General features: G+C 56.4%; 19 protein-coding genes and 1 riboswitch. Of the genes, 14 read left to right on the forward strand and 5 right to left on the reverse strand.

From position 1 onward, the window contains the following. Positions 1 to 68 precede the first annotated feature (68 nt). The gene (leuO, locus tag BM007_RS12780) at positions 69 to 1,013 is read right to left on the reverse strand and encodes a transcriptional regulator LeuO (RefSeq protein WP_050597746.1); all 945 of its coding nucleotides are present in this window, start codon (positions 1,011 to 1,013) and stop codon (positions 69 to 71) included. A 606-nt stretch (positions 1,014 to 1,619) separates the two neighbouring features. Between leuO and leuL the strand changes: the two genes are divergently transcribed. The 7 genes from leuL to BM007_RS12810 all read left to right on the forward strand — a co-directional run bounded on the left by leuL (position 1,620) and on the right by BM007_RS12810 (position 8,221). Next, positions 1,620 to 1,706, forward strand: coding sequence for a leu operon leader peptide (gene leuL / locus BM007_RS23560; protein WP_071787438.1), 87 nt, complete (start codon positions 1,620 to 1,622; stop codon positions 1,704 to 1,706). Positions 1,707 to 1,797: 91 nt separating this feature from the next. Then, entirely contained in the window at positions 1,798 to 3,369 is a 1,572-nt protein-coding gene (gene leuA, locus BM007_RS12785) for a 2-isopropylmalate synthase (protein WP_090419062.1), read from the forward strand. Continuing rightward, complete coding sequence (leuB, locus tag BM007_RS12790; RefSeq protein WP_090419065.1) at positions 3,369 to 4,460, forward strand: 3-isopropylmalate dehydrogenase; 1,092 nt, start codon at positions 3,369 to 3,371, stop codon at positions 4,458 to 4,460. The genes leuA and leuB overlap by 1 nt, the downstream gene beginning before the upstream one ends. Positions 4,461 to 4,462: 2 nt before the next feature. Continuing rightward, entirely contained in the window at positions 4,463 to 5,863 is a 1,401-nt protein-coding gene (leuC, locus tag BM007_RS12795) for a 3-isopropylmalate dehydratase large subunit (RefSeq protein WP_032649821.1), read from the forward strand. Between the two features lie 10 nt (positions 5,864 to 5,873). Then, the gene (leuD, locus tag BM007_RS12800) at positions 5,874 to 6,479 is read left to right on the forward strand and encodes a 3-isopropylmalate dehydratase small subunit (RefSeq protein ID WP_048989656.1); all 606 of its coding nucleotides are present in this window, start codon (positions 5,874 to 5,876) and stop codon (positions 6,477 to 6,479) included. A gap of 163 nt (positions 6,480 to 6,642) precedes the next feature. Further along, a complete protein-coding gene (locus BM007_RS12805; protein WP_090419068.1) occupies positions 6,643 to 7,533 on the forward strand; it encodes a cation diffusion facilitator family transporter in 891 nt (296 codons plus the stop codon). Between the two features lie 106 nt (positions 7,534 to 7,639). Beyond that, positions 7,640 to 8,221, forward strand: coding sequence for a cytochrome b/b6 domain-containing protein (locus tag BM007_RS12810; protein ID WP_090419071.1), 582 nt, complete (start codon positions 7,640 to 7,642; stop codon positions 8,219 to 8,221). A 48-nt stretch (positions 8,222 to 8,269) separates the two neighbouring features. Here BM007_RS12810 and BM007_RS12815 read toward each other — a convergent pair whose 3' ends face one another. Continuing rightward, positions 8,270 to 9,448 carry a sugar efflux transporter gene (locus BM007_RS12815; protein WP_090419074.1) on the reverse strand — a complete coding sequence of 393 codons (1,179 nt, stop codon included), beginning with the start codon at positions 9,446 to 9,448 and terminating at the stop codon, positions 8,270 to 8,272. Between the two features lie 120 nt (positions 9,449 to 9,568). Further along, positions 9,569 to 9,721: a glucose uptake inhibitor SgrT gene (sgrT, locus tag BM007_RS12820; protein ID WP_032644049.1), complete on the reverse strand. Its 153-nt coding sequence runs from the start codon at positions 9,719 to 9,721 to the stop codon at positions 9,569 to 9,571. Positions 9,722 to 9,809: 88 nt separating this feature from the next. On the opposite strand from sgrT, the gene sgrR reads away from it, so the two are divergent. The 4 genes from sgrR (at position 9,810) to thiQ (ending at position 14,888) form a co-directional block, all read left to right on the forward strand. Then, complete coding sequence (gene sgrR / locus BM007_RS12825) at positions 9,810 to 11,465, forward strand: HTH-type transcriptional regulator SgrR (RefSeq protein WP_024907445.1); 1,656 nt, start codon at positions 9,810 to 9,812, stop codon at positions 11,463 to 11,465. 36 nt (positions 11,466 to 11,501) lie between these two features. After that, positions 11,502 to 11,602: riboswitch (TPP riboswitch) on the forward strand. A 31-nt stretch (positions 11,603 to 11,633) separates the two neighbouring features. After that, on the forward strand, positions 11,634 to 12,617 hold the full coding sequence (gene thiB, locus BM007_RS12830; RefSeq protein WP_090419077.1) for a thiamine ABC transporter substrate binding subunit: 984 nt from the start codon (positions 11,634 to 11,636) through the stop codon (positions 12,615 to 12,617). Next, complete coding sequence (gene thiP, locus BM007_RS12835; protein ID WP_090419080.1) at positions 12,593 to 14,203, forward strand: thiamine/thiamine pyrophosphate ABC transporter permease ThiP; 1,611 nt, start codon at positions 12,593 to 12,595, stop codon at positions 14,201 to 14,203. The genes thiB and thiP overlap by 25 nt, the downstream gene beginning before the upstream one ends. Next, positions 14,187 to 14,888 (forward strand): thiamine ABC transporter ATP-binding protein ThiQ, encoded by a 702-nt coding sequence (gene thiQ / locus BM007_RS12840; RefSeq protein WP_024907442.1) that lies wholly within the window; start codon positions 14,187 to 14,189, stop codon positions 14,886 to 14,888. The genes thiP and thiQ overlap by 17 nt, the downstream gene beginning before the upstream one ends. Before the next feature lie 32 nt (positions 14,889 to 14,920). On the opposite strand, the gene BM007_RS12845 is transcribed toward thiQ, so the two are convergent. Continuing rightward, entirely contained in the window at positions 14,921 to 15,688 is a 768-nt protein-coding gene (locus BM007_RS12845; RefSeq protein WP_024907441.1) for a DedA family protein, read from the reverse strand. Positions 15,689 to 15,816: 128 nt separating this feature from the next. After that, entirely contained in the window at positions 15,817 to 16,662 is an 846-nt protein-coding gene (araC, locus tag BM007_RS12850) for an arabinose operon transcriptional regulator AraC (protein ID WP_023310373.1), read from the reverse strand. Positions 16,663 to 16,999: 337 nt separating this feature from the next. Here araC and araB point away from each other — a divergent pair, with 337 nt between their 5' ends. From araB to araD, 3 genes are all read left to right on the forward strand, one after another. After that, positions 17,000 to 18,709, forward strand: coding sequence for a ribulokinase (gene araB / locus BM007_RS12855; protein ID WP_090419084.1), 1,710 nt, complete (start codon positions 17,000 to 17,002; stop codon positions 18,707 to 18,709). Between the two features lie 10 nt (positions 18,710 to 18,719). After that, positions 18,720 to 20,222 carry an L-arabinose isomerase gene (gene araA, locus BM007_RS12860; protein ID WP_032649842.1) on the forward strand — a complete coding sequence of 501 codons (1,503 nt, stop codon included), beginning with the start codon at positions 18,720 to 18,722 and terminating at the stop codon, positions 20,220 to 20,222. Positions 20,223 to 20,308: 86 nt separating this feature from the next. Continuing rightward, complete coding sequence (araD, locus tag BM007_RS12865; RefSeq protein WP_090419087.1) at positions 20,309 to 21,004, forward strand: L-ribulose-5-phosphate 4-epimerase; 696 nt, start codon at positions 20,309 to 20,311, stop codon at positions 21,002 to 21,004. Positions 21,005 to 21,048 lie beyond the last annotated feature (44 nt).

Genomic DNA, 21,048 nt, shown 5'->3' on the forward strand with positions numbered 1-21,048 from the left:
TAAAATATCAATTATCTAAAAGAACTCAGGATAAATCACATAAACCGATGCGATTTATCCTGATGCGCTTACCGGCGACAGATGCCAACCAGCAACTCTTCCATCCACTGATGCCCTTTATCCCGACCCGCCGCTTCATGCCAGGAAAGATAACAGGTACGGCTATTTAGCTTGAGCGGCAGAGGTAAAATTTGCAGGTTTAACGGGTCAGAAAACTCTTCTGCCAGCCAGCGCGGCGCAATCGCCACCAGTTGCGTCTGGGAGACCACGTTTAATACGCTAACCATGGCCATGCCCTGATACGCCACGCTCGCCTGTTTATCCGCAGTGTCATACCACGGCAGGCTAAAGGAAGCATATCTGTCGAGTGCAACAACGGCGTGCTGCTCGTTATAAACATCGCTTTCTAGCAGCGGAGAATTCAGGCGCGGATGTTTTTTACTGGCGACGAGAACCATTTCATCTTTAAACAGCGGCACACAGGAAAATTCTGGACGACGGAACTCTTCATACCCCAGAACGAATTCAATCTCCTGATAGCGTAACTGATGTTCCGTGTTTTGATTCAGGGATGATTTAAAAACCAGGTTGATATTTGGTGCAATCTCTTCAACTTTATTATAAATAATCGACGTTAAATAATTATCTAATGGGCTACAGACGCAAAGATGGAATACGCGCTCGCTGCTTAAGGGTTCAAAGCCCGAGCCCGGCAGCTCGTTTTGTACCAACTGCAACGCCTGGCGAATGGAGCCGAACAGCTGGAATGCGCGCGCCGTAGGCTGGATCCCTCTCCCGTAACGAACAAACAATTCGTCGTTAAACATGACCTTAAGCCTGGCAACGGCATTACTCACAGCAGGTTGTGACATCCCTAACGCCTGGGCCGCGCGGGTGATATTCTGTTCCTGCATGACAGCATCAAACACCGTCAGAAGATTAAGATCCACCGTGCGTAACTGCGGTTTAATCCCATCAGTAGCTTGAGGTTGTTTAATATTATTTTCTGACACTTCTGACTCCACTGTCACGCTACACTCCCTTTGCTCACGTACGGTAATCATCTCGAAAATATGATTTACCATGCAAATACGATCAGCAAAAGAGAATTATTTAAAATTCGGAATATATAAAGACTCTATAATAACGAAAATTAATGAGCGCAAATGATATGTTTGACTTTAGGATTTGAATGAAACCATAAACCAAACAAATATACAATTGCCATCAGGTTAATGATGACTTAAGTATTATTAAACTGTTATTGCTATCGCCCTACAGTTAGTTAACAACCTGTTATATCTGTTCGCTTTTCAGCATTATGGAACAGATTCACTGCATTTATAACTTAATGATATTAAAACCTTTTAATCACAACGCATTCTCTTCAGGACATTTCACTCATTTTTAAACAATTATATTTATTTGTTTCTGCAACTCTTTTCTTAAGTCCAAAATTAGACAATTAGTCGGGTCGCGAAAGCTAAAACCAGCACAATTAGCTAAAGTGAATACCCTGCTGATTCCGTCTGTCGGGCCCGTTTTCATCGTCAGGGGTTGACATGAACGGCCGTATCCAGTACCACTAAAAGCATATTGAATTTAACGGAGCACGATTCATGATTCGCACCATTCGTTTCACCGGTCTACTACTACTAAACGCATTCACTGTGCGCGGTAGACTGGCGGGCGAAATTCAGCGTTGAATCGTCACCAGTAAGACTAAAAACCCGCGCCACTGCGCGGGTTTTTTTATGCTCGTAGCAAGGCGCCCTAAGACTGACAAGGACCTAACCCATGAGCCAGCAAGTCATTATTTTCGATACTACTTTACGTGACGGTGAACAGGCATTACAGGCAAGCCTGAGTGTAAAAGAGAAACTGCAGATCGCGCTGGCTCTCGAACGTATGGGTGTCGACGTGATGGAGGTGGGTTTCCCGGTCTCGTCTCCGGGTGATTTCGAATCCGTCCAGACCATCGCCCGCACCATTAAAAACAGCCGCGTATGTGGTCTGGCGCGCTGTGTGGAAAAAGATATCGACGTTGCAGCCGAGTCACTGAAAGTGGCCGAAGCGTTCCGTATCCACACCTTTATTGCCACCTCACCGATGCACATCGCGACCAAGCTGCGCAGCACGCTGGATGAAGTGATTGAGCGCGCGGTGTATATGGTGAAACGCGCACGCAACTACACCGATGACGTTGAATTCTCCTGTGAAGATGCGGGCCGTACGCCAATCGAAGACCTGGCGCGCGTCGTGGAAGCCGCCATCAACGCGGGTGCGAAAACCATCAACATCCCTGACACCGTCGGCTACACCATGCCGTTTGAGTTCTCCAACATCATTACCGGACTGTACGACCGCGTACCCAATATTGATAAGGCAATTATCTCCGTCCACACCCACGATGATTTGGGTCTGGCCGTGGGTAATGCCATCGCCGCCGTCCACGCCGGTGCGCGTCAGGTAGAAGGTGCGATGAACGGTATCGGCGAACGCGCGGGCAACTGTTCGCTGGAAGAAGTGATCATGGCGATCAAAGTGCGCAAAGACATCATGGACGTGCACACCCGCATCAATCACAACGAAATCTGGCGCACCAGCCAGACCGTCAGCCAGATTTGCAACATGCCCATTCCGGCTAACAAAGCGATTGTCGGCACTGGCGCCTTCGCACACTCCTCCGGTATTCACCAGGATGGCGTCCTGAAGAACCGTGAAAACTACGAAATCATGACCCCGGAATCCATCGGCCTGAACCAGGTGCAGTTGAACCTGACCTCCCGTTCCGGTCGCGCGGCGGTTAAACACCGTATGGAAGAGATGGGCTATAAGGACAGCGATTACAATATGGATCAGCTGTACGACGCGTTCCTGAAGCTGGCCGACAAAAAAGGTCAGGTGTTCGACTACGACCTGGAAGCGCTGGCCTTTATTAACAAGCAGCAGGAAGAGCCAGAGCACTTCCGTCTGGATTACTTCAACGTGCAGTCCGGCTCCAGCAACATCGCCACCGCCTCGGTCAAACTGGCCTGTGGTGATGAAATTAAAGCAGAGGCCGCGAACGGTAACGGCCCTGTCGATGCCATCTACCAGGCGATTAACCGCGTCACCGAGTACGACGTTGAGCTGGTGAAGTATGACCTGACGGCCAAGGGCCACGGCAAAGATGCACTGGGTCAGGTCGACATTGTTGTTACCCACAATGGCCGCCGCTTCCACGGCGTGGGCCTGGCGACCGATATCGTTGAATCCTCCGCGAAAGCGATGGTGCATGTTCTGAACAACATCTGGCGCGCCGCCGAAGTCGAAAAAGAGTTGCAACGCAAAGCTCAGAATAAAGAGAACAACAAGGAAACCGTGTAATGTCGAAGAATTACCATATTGCTGTGTTACCGGGCGACGGTATTGGTCCGGAAGTAATGGCACAGGCGCTGAAAGTACTGGAAGCCGTTCGCGCGCGTTTTGCGATGAAAATCACCACCAGCCACTACGACGTGGGCGGTATTGCGATTGATAACCACGGTACGCCACTGCCGAAAGCGACCGTGGAAGGCTGCGAAAATGCCGATGCCGTGCTGTTTGGTTCCGTCGGTGGCCCAAAATGGGAACACCTGCCGCCAGCAGAGCAGCCAGAGCGCGGCGCGCTGCTGCCGCTGCGTAAACATTTCAAGCTGTTCAGCAACCTGCGTCCGGCGAAGCTGTATCAGGGTCTGGAAGAGTTCTGCCCGCTGCGCGCGGATATCGCCGCCAACGGTTTCGACATTCTCTGCGTGCGTGAACTGACCGGCGGGATCTACTTTGGTCAGCCAAAAGGGCGCGAAGGCAGCGGACAACACGAGAAAGCGTTCGACACCGAGGTGTATCACCGTTTCGAAATCGAACGTATCGCCCACATCGCGTTCGAGTCGGCGCGCAAACGCCGCCATAAGGTGACCTCCATTGATAAAGCGAACGTGCTGCAGTCCTCCATTTTGTGGCGCGAGATTGTGAGTGAAGTCGCTAAGCAGTACCCGGACGTTGCGCTGTCGCACATGTACATCGACAACGCGACCATGCAGCTGATTAAGGATCCGTCCCAGTTTGACGTGCTGCTGTGCTCCAACCTGTTCGGCGATATTCTCTCTGACGAGTGCGCGATGATCACCGGCTCGATGGGCATGCTGCCATCCGCAAGCCTGAATGAAGAAGGCTTTGGCCTGTACGAGCCTGCGGGCGGTTCCGCGCCGGATATCGCAGGCAAAAACATTGCCAACCCGATTGCGCAGATCCTCTCCCTGGCCCTGCTGCTGCGCTACAGCCTGGATGCAGGCGATGCGGCAACCGCAATTGAAAACGCCATTAACCGGGCGTTAGAGAAAGGCGTCCGTACCGGTGATTTGGCACGCGGCACGGCGGCAGTCAGTACCGATGAAATGGGCGACATCATTGCCCGCTATGTCGCTGAAGGGGTGTAATCATGGCTAAGACGTTATATGAAAAGTTGTTCGATGCGCACGTTGTTTACGAGGCGCCAAACGAAACCCCGCTGCTGTACATTGACCGTCATCTGGTACACGAAGTGACCTCACCTCAGGCATTTGACGGCCTGCGCGCGCACAAGCGTCCGGTACGTCAGCCGGGTAAAACCTTCGCGACGATGGATCACAACGTTTCCACCCAGACCAAAGACATTAACGCCTCGGGTGAGATGGCCCGTATCCAGATGCAGGAGCTGATTAAGAACTGCAATGAATTTGGCGTTGAGCTGTACGACCTGAACCATCCGTATCAGGGCATCGTCCACGTGATGGGGCCTGAGCAAGGGATCACCCTGCCGGGCATGACCATCGTCTGCGGTGACTCCCATACCGCGACCCACGGCGCGTTTGGCGCTCTGGCATTCGGGATTGGCACGTCCGAAGTGGAACATGTGCTGGCAACGCAGACCCTGAAGCAGGGCCGTGCCAAAACCATGAAGATTGAGGTGAAGGGTAAAGCGGCACCTGGCATTACCGCGAAAGACATCGTGCTGGCCATCATCGGTAAAACCGGCAGCGCAGGCGGTACCGGCCACGTCGTTGAGTTCTGCGGCGACGCTATTCAGGCACTGAGTATGGAAGGTCGCATGACCCTGTGCAACATGGCCATTGAGATGGGCGCAAAAGCCGGGCTGGTCGCGCCGGACGAAACCACCTTCAACTATGTGAAGGGCCGTCTGCACGCGCCGAAAGGTCAGGATTTTGACGACGCGGTAGCCTACTGGAAAACCCTGACAACCGACGATGGGGCAACGTTTGATACCGTTGTCACGCTGCAGGCAGAAGAGATTGCGCCTCAGGTGACCTGGGGCACCAACCCGGGTCAGGTGATTTCCGTCAACGACAGCATCCCTGACCCGGCCTCCTTCGCCGATCCGGTCGAGCGCGCCAGTGCGGAAAAAGCGCTGGCCTATATGGGGCTGAAGCCCGGCGTGCCGTTGACCGATGTCGCCATTGATAAAGTGTTTATCGGCTCCTGCACCAACTCCCGTATCGAAGATTTGCGTGCCGCCGCCGAAATTGCCAAAGGCCGTAAAGTGGCACCAGGCGTGCAGGCGCTGGTGGTTCCTGGCTCCGGTCCGGTGAAGGCCCAGGCGGAAGCCGAAGGTCTGGATAAGATCTTTATCGAAGCGGGCTTCGAGTGGCGTCTGCCTGGCTGCTCCATGTGTCTGGCGATGAACAATGACCGCCTGAATCCGGGTGAGCGCTGCGCCTCCACCAGTAACCGTAACTTTGAAGGCCGTCAGGGCCGCGGTGGTCGCACCCATCTGGTCAGCCCGGCAATGGCCGCCGCTGCGGCAGTCACCGGCCATTTCGCCGATATTCGCAGCCTGAAATAAGGAGACAATCATGGCAGAGAAATTTACCCAACATACGGGCCGGGTTGTCCCGCTGGACGCCGCTAACGTCGATACTGACGCTATTATTCCAAAACAATTTCTGCAAAAGGTGACGCGTACCGGTTTTGGCGCGCACCTGTTTAACGACTGGCGTTTCCTGGACGATAAGGGCGAAGTGCCTAATCCGGAATTCGTGTTGAACTTCCCGGAATATAAAGGCGCCTCCATTTTGCTGGCGCGGGAAAATTTTGGCTGCGGCTCATCCCGTGAACACGCGCCGTGGGCGCTCACCGACTACGGCTTTAAGGTGGTCATTGCCCCAAGCTTCGCGGATATCTTCTACGGCAACAGCTTCAACAACCAGCTTCTGCCGGTGACGCTGAGCGATGAACAGGTCGACGAATTGTTCGCGCTGGTTAAGGCGAATCCGGGCATTTCGTTTGAAGTGGATCTGGAAGCCGAAGTGGTGAAAGCCGGGGATAAGACCTACAGCTTCAGCATTGATGCCTTCCGCCGTCACTGCATGCTGAACGGTCTGGACAGCATTGGTTTAACTCTCCAGCACGAAGCGGCGATTGCCACTTACGAACAAAAACAACCCGCATTTATGAAATAATCCTCCGGCCTGCAGTGTACTCTGCAGGCTGTGTTTTATCCCAATGCCCATCTTCCTTCTGTAAATACTTCGCAAACCCAGCCAATAATGACGTTATATTTAATGTCAATTTAATGTTCCCTGCGCAGAATAATCGTTCAATCAGCTGGCAGCGGAAATTATCATGAAAAAGAAAAATAGCAATGAGTCTCATCTCCGTTCTCATGAAATACAAAAATGCACAATAGTGAGCGTGATAACAAATAGTTATCTCACCGGCTTTCAGATAGTTGCAGGAATATTCTCCGGATCACAGGGATTAATTGCTGATGGGATTCATTCTCTTTCCGATTTATCCTCTGACTTTGTCGTTCTGATTGCAAATAAAAAGAGTCAGAAAGCCTCTGATATCGATCATCATTACGGTCATCTGCGTTTCGAAAACGGTGCAAAGCTCATTATTGGCGCTATTCTGCTGCTTGTGGGAGTCGGGATGCTCTGGTCCGCAGGGAATAAACTGCTTCACCCCGAGACGCATCAGCTGGTGAAAGGGGCCGCTCTGTGGGTGGCGATACTGGCGCTGGTGGTGAAGGAAAGCCTGTTCAGATACATGTATGCCGCGGGAAAACGTATTCAGTCCTCGCTGCTGATAGCCAATGCCTGGCATGCCCGCTCTGACGCAGCCTCGTCAGTGGTTGTCGCCATCGGTATTGTCGGGAATTTAGTGGGTTTTCACGCGATGGACCTGATTGCGGCCCTGATTGTTGGGATATTTATCGCCCATATGGGTTACAAATTCTCTGCCGATGCCCTGCACGACCTGATGGACCGTTCGCTTGAACCCGAGCTGGAGCACGACATCAAAACGTGTCTTCTCTCAACCGAGGGTGTCACCGGACTCCATGATTTAAAAACCCGCAAGATGGGCGATTTAGCCCTTGTCGATGTCCATCTGGAAGTTAACGGCGAATTAAGCGTAAAAGAAGGGCATCAGATTGCCGTCAATGCCAGAAACAATGTGATGCAAAAATTCAATGTGCTGAACGTGATGACGCATATTGATCCTGCTCGCTAATCGGAACGCATAAATACAGTGTGACGCAACCCACCGTTAAGGTTTCGTTAATTAATTTGCGTCACACTGCATCGCATCAGCTCTCTCATTATTGAGGTAAAAAGCGATGAACCCAACGCTATGCAATACGCTTCCCCATAAAGAAACACCCTTTCTTCGCGTACTGCACATTCTTGTGGCCGTTCTGGTGCTGGTCCAGATCATCAATTCTAATTTCACCGAAAGTGAAGCCCTCCACGACTCCGGGCTGAACGGAATTGTCACCTGGATGCATATTATTTCCGGGTTTGGTTTAATTTTTTGTGGCATTGCCATGATGGCATGGATGTTAACCCAGCGCGGATTTAAATATTACTTCGCCTGGCTGGCGCTGGATTTTCGCGGAGTCGTTGACGATATTCGCACCCTCACGCAGCGCCAGCTTCCTGAGGCGCATGCCGGCGGTATGGCGGCAACGGTGCAAGGTTTGGGCGTGCTGGCGCTGCTGGGCGTTGCACTCTGCGGCGCGGCCTGGTTCGTGCTGAACGCCACGCTCGGACCCGTTTCGTCCGTCACAGAATCCGCCTTAAATTTGCATAAATTTCTGACGGTCTTTGTTGAGACATATTTCTGGGCACACGGTTTCATGGGCCTCGTTCATATGTACCTGACGCTACGCGCGCAGCGTAAATATCAGTGTTCAGAATAAAACGGTTCGCAGAGCCCGGCGTTCCCGGGCTCCGTTTCATTCATCCGATCACACGTCTTTTACGCGGCAGGTCAGCAGAAGCGTCACGACAGAAAGCGCCGCAATCATCCAGTAGACAGACGCATGCCCATAGCTTTGCGCCAGCGCCCCCTGAATCACGCCTGCCAGAATCACCCCGGTTGAAATACTGTTGGTAAAAAGCGTTGTCGCCGAGCCGGCACGACCGGGCATTAAATCCTGGAACCAGAGCATGCCGATCCCGGCAACGATGCCAATAAACACAGCATTAAACAGCTGCAGCGCAAGCAGCGCTTCACGCGAATGGAAAAGGATCAGTCCCGCGTAAAACAGCACCCCGGCCGCCACGGCGACGATCATCATCCGACGCTTCCCAAAGCGCTTAACGTAATAGCCCGCCAGAATCATCGCCGGAATTTCCAGCCCGGCAGCGGTGCCCATTAAGATCCCCGCGAGCTTGTCCGGTAAGCCCAGATCGCTGCTGATCCACAGCGGCATGTCGATGATGTACATGGTGTTGCAGGTCCACATCAGCGTGGAGGCAATAAACAGCATGCGGACGTTTTTGTCCTGCCAGCCGCTCACCTGGGTGAGCGGTTTATCCGCTGTCTGTTCGACGCGCGCCACGGACGGCAGCGCGAAGGCAATCAATGCCAGGCTGATGACAAAAATCCCGGCGGCGATGGAGAACATGGTGGTAAAGCCGTAGTTCAACGCCAGCATGAAGGCCAGCGGCGGGCCAATGACCCACGCCAGCGAGAGCTGGGCACGCATCACCGAGCTGAACATCACCACTTCCCGCGCCGAGTTATCCGCATATTCACGGGCCAGCGCGAACAGCTGCGGCATGGCGGTGTTCGCCAGTGACGCCAGCAGCACGCCGCAGGTAATGAGCGTCAGATAATGACGGTTAAAGGCGAAGAGCAGCGCGTTGCCCACCGCCATGGTGCAGCAAAAGAGGATCAGCCTGCGGCGATCGCCCTGGCTGTCCGATCGTTTCGCCAGCGCGAGGCTGACCAGGATCCCGGCAATGGCGTTAACGGTATAAAACAGGCCGACCCAAAACGGCTGTGCCCCCACCTCGCGGCTGAGAAACAGGCTCAGCGTCGGCGCCTGCAGCGCCCCCGCCACGCCCATCATAAAGGCCACCAGCATAAAAGCGGCATACACGCCGTTCAGGCGTCGCCCCATCGTCATCAACCACAGCATGCGCAAGTCCTTGTGAAAGCGAATCAAAATCGGGTGAAAGAATAAACGAAAAAAGCCAGCAAAAACATTTTGCTGGCGGGTGATAAGCACCAATACTCAGTCACACATGATCGAGGCGAGTTAGCGGGAAGAGGTCGGTGTTGTAACGTCCCACTGCATCAATTCTTCTAACGTTTTCAGCCGTTGCTCTGCACACTGGCGGGCCAGCCAGGACGATCCTTTTGTCGCTGAAAAGTACTGCTGATAAAACTGACGTGCGGTAGACCTCTTCATAATTTACCTCCTCACTTCATCGAGGAGAATTATTGGCCTAATATAGGGATAAATAAATTGCTGGTTTTTTGTCAGGAGTTCCCCTTTTATGCCTTCCGGTCGTCTGCAACAACAGTTTATCCGCCTCTGGCAGTGCTGCGAGGGGCAATCGCAGGAGACCACGCTCAACGAGCTGGCTGACCTGCTTAGCTGTTCCCGCCGTCATATGCGTACGCTGCTCAACACCATGCAGCAGCAGGGTTGGTTAAGTTGGGAAGCTGAGGCGGGACGCGGCAAACGTTCGCGGTTGACCTTTCTCTATACCGGGCTGGCGTTGCAGCAGCAGCGCGCGGAAGACCTGCTCGAGCAGGACCGCATCGATCAGCTGGTTCAGCTGGTGGGCGACAAAGCCGCCGTGCGCCAGATGCTGGTTTCCCATCTCGGACGCAGTTTTCGTCAGGGACGACACATCCTGCGGGTGCTCTACTATCGCCCAATGAAAAATCTGCTGCCCGGCACGGCCTTACGTCGCTCAGAAACCCATATGGCCCGGCAAATTTTCAGCGGTCTGACGCGGATAAATGAGGAAAACGGGGAACTGGAAGCGGATATCGCGCACCACTGGCAGCAACTTTCTCCGCTTCACTGGCGCTTCTTTTTACGCCCCGGCATTCACTTTCACCATGGTCGCGAGCTGGAGATGCACGACGTCATCGCCTCTCTGGAACGCGTCCGAAGGCTGCCGCTCTACTCGCATATTTCGCGTATCCACTCCCCCACGGCCTGGACGCTGGACATCGAGCTGTCGCAGCAGGATAAGTGGCTTCCCTGGCTGCTGGGCTACGTGCCGTCGATGATTTTGCCCGGCGAGTGGGAATCGATGAACAATTTTGCCAGCCTGCCGATTGGCACCGGGCCCTACTCCGTGTCCCGCAATAACAGCAACCAGCTGAAAATCCGCGCGTTCGATGACTACTTTGGCTATCGGGCGCTGATCGACGAAGTCAACGTGTGGGTATTGCCGGATCTCAATGAAGACCTGAGCTGCGGGCTGACGCTTGAAGGCCCCACCACGGGAGAAAAAGCCGTGGAGAGTCGCCTGGAGGAGGGATGCTACTATCTCCTCTTTGATCGCCGCACCCACCGCGGGGCAAACCAGGCCGTCCGCAAGTGGATCAGCCACGTGTTGTCCCCTGCCAATCTGATCTACCATGCGGAAGCGCAGTACCAGACATACTGGTTCCCGGCGTACGGCCTGCTTCCGCGCTGGCACCACGCCCGCCCGTCGCACTGCGACAAGCCCGCAGGGCTGGAGTCCATCACCTTGACCTACTACCGCGAGCACGTGGAGCATCGTTTTATCGCGAGGATCATGACCCGACTACTGGCAGCCGAAGGAGTAACGCTGGAGGTCAGGGAAGTTGACTATGACGAATGGCACCAGGGGGATATCACCAGTGATATCTGGCTTAACAGCGCCAACTTCACCCTGCCGCTCGATTTCTCGCTCTTCTCGCACCTGTATGAAGTCCCGCTGATCCAGCACTGCATCGACCGTGACTGGCAGCAGGATGCCGCCCAGTGGCGCGCGGGCGAGATGAATCTTGCCGTGTGGTGCCAGCAGCTACTGGCCGAACAGACCATCGTCCCGTTGATCCACCACTGGCTGATGATCCAGGGTCAGCGCAGCATGCGCGGCCTGCGGATGAATACCCTGGGCTGGTTTGATTTTAAATCCGCCTGGTTTGCGCCCCCGGAGCCATAACGCTTTCGTAATATTCACCAAATCATTACAATAGCGCCGTTCTCAACGGGGTGCTGCATCACAGATGTGCGCTGAGATAATACCCGTCGAACCTGATCCGGATAACGCCGGCGAAGGGATTTGAGGCTGTCGCTCAAAATCCTTTGCCACTCAACTTTGAGGTGCAAAGTGTTAAAAAAAGTTCTCCCCCTGCTGGCGCTTTTTGCGCTGCCTGCTTTTGCGAAGCCCGTCCTGACGGTCTACACCTATGACTCCTTCTCTGCCGACTGGGGCCCGGGCCCGGTGGTCAAAAAAGCCTTTGAAGCCGACTGCAACTGCGAGCTGAAGTTCGTGGCGCTGGAAGATGGCGTTTCGCTGCTCAACCGTCTGCGCATGGAAGGGAAAAACAGCAAGGCTGACGTGGTGCTCGGGCTGGATAACAACCTGCTGGAAGCCGCCTCGCAGACCAAACTGTTTGCCAAAAGCGGCGTCGCGTCGGATGCCGTTAACGTGCCTGGCGGCTGGAAGAACGACACCTTTGTGCCGTTCGATTACGGCTACTTTGCTTTTGTTTATGACAAAAATAAGCTGAAAAACCCGCCGAAGAGTCTGAAAGAGCTGGTGGAAAGTGACCAGAAATGGCGCGTGATTTATGAAGATCCGCGGACCAGCACGCCGGGCCTCGGTCTGCTGCTGTGGATGCAAAAGGTCTACGGGGATAAAGCACCGGAAGCGTGGCAGAAGCTGGCCGCCAAAACCGTCACCGTGACCAAGGGCTGGAGCGAAGCCTATGGTCTGTTCCTGAAAGGTGAAAGCGACCTGGTGCTGAGCTACACCACCTCTCCGGCCTACCACATCATCGCCGAGAAGAAAGACAACTACGCTGCGGCGAATTTCGCTGAAGGGCACTATCTGCAGGTGGAAGTGGCCGCGCGTACCGCCGCCAGCAAACAGCCGGAGCTGGCCGAGAAGTTCCTGAAGTTCATGGTTTCACCGGCGTTCCAGAATGCGATTCCCGCAGGCAACTGGATGTATCCGGTCACTAACGTTGCGCTGCCAGCAGGTTTTGAGCAGCTGACCAAACCAACAACCTCGCTGGAGTTTACGCCGCAGCAGGTCGCCGCGCAGCGTGCCGCATGGGTAAGTGAATGGCAACGCGCCGTCAGCCGTTGATTCCCGGCTGGCTACTTCCCGGGCTGCTCGCCGCCATAGTGATGGTGGTGGTCAGCCTGGGGGCTTTTCTTGCACTGTGGTTCAACGCGCCAGAGAGCGATCTGCTCGCCCTCTGGCACGACAGTTACCTCTGGCACGTAATCCGGTTCTCCTTCTGGCAAGCGTTTCTTTCTGCCCTGCTCTCGGTGATCCCGGCCATTTTTCTGGCGCGCGCCCTGTATCGGCGGCGTTTTCCCGGCAGGCAGGCCCTGCTGCGCCTGTGCGCCATGACGCTGATACTGCCCGTGCTGGTGGCGGTATTCGGCATTTTGAGCGTTTACGGTCGCCAGGGCTGGCTGGCATCGCTGTTCGGCCAGCTTGGTCTGGAATGGTCATTCTCGCCTTACGGACTGCAGGGCATCCTGCTGGCACACGTCTTTTTCAATATGCCGATGGCAACGCGCCTCTTCTTGCAGGCGCTGGAGAACATTCCCGGCGAGCAGCGCCAGGTTGCCGCCCAGCTCGGCATGCGCGGCGTGTCGTTCTTCCGCTTTGTCGAATGGCCGTGGCTGCGCCGCCAGATCCCGCCCGTGGCGGCATTAATCTTCATGCTCTGCTTTGCCAGCTTTGCCACCGTGCTGTCGCTCGGCGGCGGGCCGCAGGCCACCACCATTGAGCTGGCGATTTACCAGGCGCTGAGTTACGACTACGATCCCGGTCGCGCCGCGCTGCTGGCGATAGTCCAGATGACATGCTGCCTTGCCCTGGTCCTGTTGAGCCAGCGGCTGAGTAAAGCCATTCCTGCAGGCAGTCACCAAATAACCGGCTGGCGCGATCCGCAGGACAGCCTGCACAGCCGCGTCAGCGATTTTATCCTGATCGGGCTGGCACTCCTGCTTCTGTTGCCGCCGCTGCTGGCCGTTATCGTTGACGGACTGAACCTCAATCTCCTGTCTGTCCTGCAACAGCCCGTCCTCTGGCAGGCCACCTGGACCTCGCTGCGTATCGCGCTGGCTGCCGGATTACTGTGCGTCATCCTGACCATGATGCTGCTGTGGAGCAGCCGTGAGCTTTACGCCCGCCAGGCGCAAAAAGCCGGACAAATGCTGGAGCTGACGGGCATGCTGATTCTGGCGATGCCGGGGATCGTGCTGGCGACGGGCTTCTTTTTGCTGTTCAACAGCACCATCGGCCTGCCGGAAAGCGCCGACGGCATCGTGATCTTTACCAACGCCTTAATGGCCATCCCTTATGCGCTCAAGGTGCTGGAAAACCCGATGCGCGACGTCAACAGCCGCTACAGTTTGCTGTGCCAGTCGCTGGGCATGCAGGGCTGGCAGCGGCTGAAGGTGGTCGAACTGCGCGCGCTAAAACGTCCGCTGGCACAGGCGCTGGCGTTTGCCTGCGTGCTCTCTATTGGAGACTTTGGGGTCGTGGCGCTGTTCGGCAATGACGATTTCCGCACGCTGCCCTACTGGCTCTATCAGCAAATCGGCTCTTACCGCAGTCAGGACGGCGCGGTCACCGCGCTGTTACTGCTGCTGCTGTGCTTTGCCTTATTTACCGTTATCGAGAAACTTCCGGGGCGTGATGTTAAAACTGACTGATGTAACCTGGCTTTATCAGCATCTGCCGATGCGCTTCACGCTCTCCGTGCGCCAGGGAGAGATGATCGCCGTGCTTGGCCCAAGCGGCGCAGGAAAAAGCACGCTGCTTAATCTCGTTGCAGGTTTTCTGCAGCCGGCAAGTGGCTCGATCGTCATAGATAACCGGGATCATACCCACACGCCGCCCGCAAAACGTCCTGTCTCAATGCTGTTTCAGGAAAACAACCTTTTTACCCACCTGACGGTGCGGCAAAACATCGCGCTGGGAATGCACCCGGGACTCAGGCTGAACGATGACCAGCGCCATAAGCTGGAGATCATTGCCGCACAGATGGGGATCACCGGGTTTATCGACAGGCTGCCGGGCGAGCTCTCCGGCGGCCAGCGTCAGCGCGTGGCGCTGGCACGTTGTCTGGTGCGCGAACAGCCGATACTGCTGCTGGATGAGCCGTTCTCGGCGCTCGATCCCGCGCTGCGTCAGGAGATGCTGGCCCTGGTGCAGGAGGTCTGTCAGCGCCAGCAACTGACGATGCTGATGGTTTCGCACAGTATTGAGGATGCCGCACGGATTGCGCCGCGATCGGTGGTCGTTGCTGAGGGGCGAATTGCGTGGGATGGGAAGACGGAAGAGCTGCTCAGTGGTCAAGCGGGGGCGTCTTCACTGTTGGGCATTCGCGCGGTCTGATGCCCTCTCCCACGGGGAGAGGGAAATAGTCCTTAACGACTGACCACTTTCAATAAAATCTCACCGTACACCGGCATCAGCGGGTGACGAATCAGCGCAACCAGCGCCACCGCCGCCACGCCCAGCGTCAGCGGGGCAAGCCAGAGCAGGCGAGTACGCGGGAGGTAGCGCGTCAGGCGATCGATATTCGCTTTCCCGCTGCGCCACAGCCGCCAGCAGAGCCATGCCGCCAGCCACAGTAGCACAGCCGTGCCCAGCAGCAGCCACTTAAACTCACCGCTTTGCATACCGTCAGGAATATCAATGGCAGCACCCGCGAGGATCCCCGGCAGGAAGTAGAACGGCGGCCAGAAGACGCAGCCGATAATGTTTGGCACCACGAATTTCGCGACGGGCAGATCCAGCATCCCCGCTACCATCGGCACCAGCGGACGCGTTGGCCCAACGAAGCGGCCGACGAGGATGGTGAACATGCTGTGCTGGTGCAGCGCATGCTCGGTCTTATCCAGCAAGGCTTTGTTCTTTTTCATAAACGACCAGCGGTGCAGCGGCTTCTTAAAGCGCCAGCCCAGCCAGAAGGAGATCCAGTCACCCAGCAGGCAGCCGATAATCCCGGCCAGCCACGCCTGCCAGAAATTGACCTCGCCGCTGCCGATCAGCGCGCCAAGCCCCGCCATCATCACGGTGCCGGGCAGGATCAGCCCAACCAGCGCCAGCGACTCCAGAAACGCCACCAGCGCCACGGCGATGAGTGAGTACATAACGGACTGGGTAATAAAATGTTCCAGCAATGCCTGCATAACTATTCCGGTCAGAAAACGAATCAGCGATTCTGCTTAGCGCCCCGCACCGCGTCAAGGCAACAATTGTCTGAATAGTTTACAGGTTGCTTCCCGCATTCACCTGTTTGTTTATCTTTTTTTACCGTTTATTCACATCCCGCGCGGAATTCACTCGGGCTGGCACCGGTACATTTTTTAAATACCCGGGAGAAATAGAGCTGATCCTCAAAGCCCACGTTGCGCCCCACGGTGGCGATGGGCATCCGGGTGGTGCTGAGCAGCAGCTTCGCCTGGCTGATCCGCTGGTCCTCGCGCCAGCTCAACACGCTGACGCCCAGCTGCTGGCGAAACAGATGCGACAGACGCGACGGCGAAAGGCAGACGTGCTGGGCAACGCTGGCGATATCAAACTGGCTGTCAGCAAGGTGGTCGCTGATGTACTGGCAGGCGTCGCGCACGCGGTTATCCAGCGGCGGGTTAAGCGACTCGTTAATTGCCTCCATCCGTCGCAGCAGCAGCTGTTCGAGCAGGTTAATCGCCAGCAGTTCAGCGTAACGACCACCGGCCTGTCCCGCCTCGATAATCTGCGCAAAAAGCTCGCGAAACTGCGCCAGATGAACCTCATCCGGGCGATAAAAACCGGTGTGCGCAAAAATAGCCGGCCAGGAAAGCCACTCCTGCCAGTAGGCGCGCGGACGGAAGTAGACCCACTGGTGATACCACTCTTTGGCATCCGGATGACGGCCATAGTGGTGGATCTCCCCCGGCGGGAACAGCAGGATATCGCCGGGGCGGCAGACAAACTGCTGGTCACCGTTCTTGATGATCCCTTCCCCTCGCACGGTCAGGTTGAGGATATATCCTTTCATCCCAAGCGGTCGGTCGACGTAAAAGTCGAGATATCCCTCAGCCTCGATAGGGGTCAGTCCCGCCACAAGGTGCGCGTTAAACGAGTATCCCGGCAGCAGGGGATCGTTTTGCGTTTCGGCCATAGATTCAGTTCTCCCAAGGGTCCTGAAGGAAACCAATTGTCCATATCATTAAAAGCAGCTTAAAAATGGCCCGCGAAAAGATCCAAAAAGCATCACGCCGCTTTTACGTCCGCCATGTTTCAGCCTTTCCCCCTGATTTCTCCGCCTGAGCAGGTAGATAAGCAGTAACAAAAGTGTCTATAAGTGCGGCAGAAATGTCCACATTGAATATTTGCACGGCGTCACACTTTCCGTTGTAACAGCAATTTAGTCCATAAGATTAGCGGATCCTGCCTGACGACTTTTGTCCCCAGTCTCTAATGTTCTTCCATACCTCTTTTTTCGATGGAGCAACACCATGGCAATTGCGATTGGCCTCGATTTTGGCAGCGACTCGGTTCGCGCGCTGGCAGTGGACTGTACGTCCGGCCAGGAGATAGCAACCAGCGTTGAGTGGTACCCGCGCTGGCAAGAGGGGCGCTACTGCGATGCGCCAAACAACCAGTTCCGCCACCACCCGCGTGACTACATTGAGTCGATGGAAGCGGCGATCAAAACCGTCCTGGCTGAACTGTCGGACGCCCAGCGGGCTGAGATTGTCGGCATTGGCGTCGACAGCACCGGCTCCACGCCGGCCCCTGTGGATGCCGAAGGCCGCGTGCTGGCGCTGCGTCCTGAGTTTGCCGACAACCCGAACGCCATGTTCGTGCTGTGGAAAGACCATACCGCCGTGGAAGAGGCCGAAGCCATTACCCGCCTGTGCCATCAGCCGGGCAAAACGGACTACTCGCGCTACATCGGCGGAATTTATTCCAGCGAATGGTTCTGGGCCAAGATCCTCCACGTCACCCGTGCCGACGCAACCGTTGCGCAGGCTGCAGCGTCATGGGTTGAGCTATGCGACTGGGTGCCTGCCCTGCTCTCCGGCACCACGCGTCCACAGGATATCCGCCGCGGTCGCTGCAGCGCCGGGCATAAATCCCTGTGGCATGAAAGCTGGGGCGGCCTGCCTCCGGCCGCGTTCTTCGATGAGCTCGACCCGATCATCAACAAGAGCCTGACATACCCGCTGTTTACCGACACCTTTACCGCCGATATTCCCGTCGGCACCCTCTGTGAGGAGTGGGCGACGCGTCTCGGTCTGCCGCAAAACGTGGCGATCTCCGGCGGCGCGTTTGACTGCCATATGGGCGCCGTGGGCGCGGGCGCGCAGCCAAACACGCTGGTCAAAGTCATCGGGACCTCCACCTGCGACATCCTGACGGCGGATAAAGCCACCGTCGGCGACCGCGCGGTGAAAGGCATCTGCGGCCAGGTTGACGGCAGCGTGGTGCCGGACTTCATCGGTCTGGAGGCCGGTCAGTCCGCGTTTGGCGATATCTACGCCTGGTTTGGCCGCGTGCTGGGCTGGCCGCTGGATCGGCTGGCGGCGGTGCATCCTGAACTGAAAACCCAGATAGCAGAGAGCAAAAAGCAGCTTCTGCCGCAGCTCACCGAAGCCTGGGCCAAAAATCCGTCTCTCGAACATTTGCCGGTGGTGCTGGACTGGTTTAACGGCCGCCGCACGCCGTTTGCCAACCAGCGTCTGAAAGGGGTGATCGCGGATCTCAACCTGGCGACCGACGCGCCTGCGCTGTTCGGCGGACTGATTGCCGCCACCGCCTTTGGTGCCCGCGCCATTATGGAGTGCTTCACCGAGCAGGGCATCGACGTGAACAACGTGATGGCGCTGGGCGGTATCGCCCGTAAAAACCCGGTGATCATGCAGGCCTGCTGCGACGTGCTGAACCGTCCGCTGCAGATTGTGGCCTCCGATCAGTGCTGCGCGCTGGGCGCGGCGATTTTCGCCGCCGTGGCCGCAGGCGTTCATGCGGATATCCCGACCGCGCAGCAGCACATGGCGAGCGCCGTCGAAAACACACTCCAGCCGCGTACTCAACAGGCACAACGCTTTGAACAGCTTTATCAGCGCTACCAGCAATGGGCAAAAAGCGCCGAACTTCACTATCTCCCTGTCGCCGCCCCGGCCAAAAGCACCGCGGACACTACGGCAACCCTGACCCATTAAGGACACGATGATGACCATTTTTAATAATTATGAAGTGTGGTTTGTGATTGGCAGCCAGCATCTGTATGGACCGGAAGCGCTGCAGCAGGTGACGAAACATGCGGAGCACGTCGTTAACGCGCTGAACGCGGAAGCCAAACTGCCGTGCAAACTGGTGCTAAAACCGCTGGGCACGACGCCGGATGAAATTACCCACATCTGCCGCGACGCCAACTACGACGATAAATGCGCCGGCCTGGTGGTGTGGCTGCACACCTTCTCACCCGCCAAAATGTGGATCAACGGCCTGTCTATCCTCAACAAACCGCTGCTGCAGTTCCATACCCAGTTCAACGCCTCCCTGCCGTGGGACAGCATCGACATGGACTTTATGAACCTGAACCAGACCGCGCACGGCGGCCGCGAGTTCGGCTTCATCGGCGCGCGTATGCGTCAGCAGCACGCGGTGGTCACCGGCCACTGGCAGGACGGCAAAGCGCAACAGCGTATCGGCTCCTGGATGCGTCAGGCGGTCTCTAAACAGGACACCCGCCACCTGAAAGTGGTACGTTTCGGGGACAACATGCGTGAAGTGGCGGTCACCGACGGCGACAAAGTGGCCGCGCAGATCAAGTTCGGCTTCTCCGTGAATACCTGGGCCGTGGGCGACCTGGTGCAGGTGGTGAATGAAATCAGCGACGGCGACGTGAGCGCGCTGGTGGACGAGTACGAAAGCAGCTACCGCCTGACGCCTGCGGCACAAATCAACGGCGACAAGCGTCAGAACGTGCTGGACGCGGCGCGCATCGAGCTGGGCATGAAGCGCTTCCTGGAACAGGGCGGCTTCCACGCCTTTACCACCACCTTTGAAGATCTCCACGGCCTGAAACAGCTGCCGGGTCTGGCGGTACAACGTCTGATGCAGCAGGGCTACGGCTTTGCGGGCGAAGGCGACTGGAAAACTGCCGCTCTGCTTCGCATCATGAAGGTGATGTCGACCGGTCTGCAGGGCGGCACCTCCTTTATGGAGGACTACACCTACCACTTCGAAAACGGCAATGACCTGGTGCTCGGCTCGCACATGCTGGAAGTGTGTCCTTCCATCGCGGTAGAGGAAAAACCGATCCTCGACGTGCAGTACCTCGGCATCGGCGGTAAAGCCGATCCGGCGCGTCTGATCTTCAACACCCGCACGGGCCCGGCCATCAACGCCAGCCTGATCGACCTCGGCGATCGTTTCCGCCTGCTGGTGAACTGCGTCGATGCGGTTGAAACCCCACATTCTCTGCCGAAACTGCCGGTCGCCAACGCCCTGTGGAAAGCGCAGCCTGACCTGCCAACCGCCTCAGAGGCCTGGATCCTGGCCGGCGGCGCGCACCATACGGTGTTCAGCCACGCGCTGGATCTGAACGATATGCGTCAGTTCGCCGAGCTGCACGACATCGAGCTTACCGTGATTGATAACGATACCCGCCTGCCCGCCTTCAAAGACGCGCTGCGCTGGAATGAAGTCTATTACGGTTCAAAACGCTAAGCCCTGAATGCCCGGTGGCACTGCGTTTACCGGGCCTACGGTTTCGTAGGCCGGATAAGCGAAGCGCCATCCGGCAGGAGACAACTATGTTAGACGATCTCAAACGTCAGGTGCTCGAAGCCAACCTGGCGCTGCCGAAACATAATCTGGTGACCCTGACCTGGGGCAACGTCAGCGCCGTTGATCGGGAAAAAGGCGTGTTCGTGATTAAGCCTTCCGGAGTGGGTTACACGGTGATGACCGCAGACGATATGGTGGTTGTCAGCCTCGAGACCGGCGAAGTGGTGGAAGGCAACAAAAAACCGTCCTCCGATACGCCCACTCACCGCCTGCTCTATCGGTCATTCCCGACCATCGGCGGCATCGTGCATACCCATTCGCGCCATGCCACCATCTGGGCGCAGGCGGGCCAGTCCATCCCGGCGACCGGTACCACACACGCGGACTACTTTTACGGCACCATTCCCTGCACGCGTCTGATGACCGATGCAGAAATCAACGGTGAGTATGAGTGGGAAACCGGCAACGTGATTGTCGAAACCTTCGAAAAACAGGGGATCGACGCGGCGCAGATGCCCGGCGTGCTGGTGCACTCCCACGGCCCGTTTGCCTGGGGGAAAAACGCGGAGGACGCGGTGCATAACGCCATCGTGCTCGAAGAGATCGCCTATATGGGGATCTTCTGTCGCCAGCTGGCACCGCAGCTGCCGGATATGCAGCAAACCCTGCTGGATAAGCATTACCTGCGCAAGCACGGTGCGAAGGCCTACTACGGGCAGTAAGCTGTATATAAACCCAGCATTAAAATCTTAACCAGGCTATAATC

This window comes from Enterobacter sp. NFIX59 (assembly GCF_900113755.1).
GTDB classification, from domain to species: Bacteria; Pseudomonadota; Gammaproteobacteria; order Enterobacterales; family Enterobacteriaceae; genus Enterobacter; species Enterobacter pseudoroggenkampii.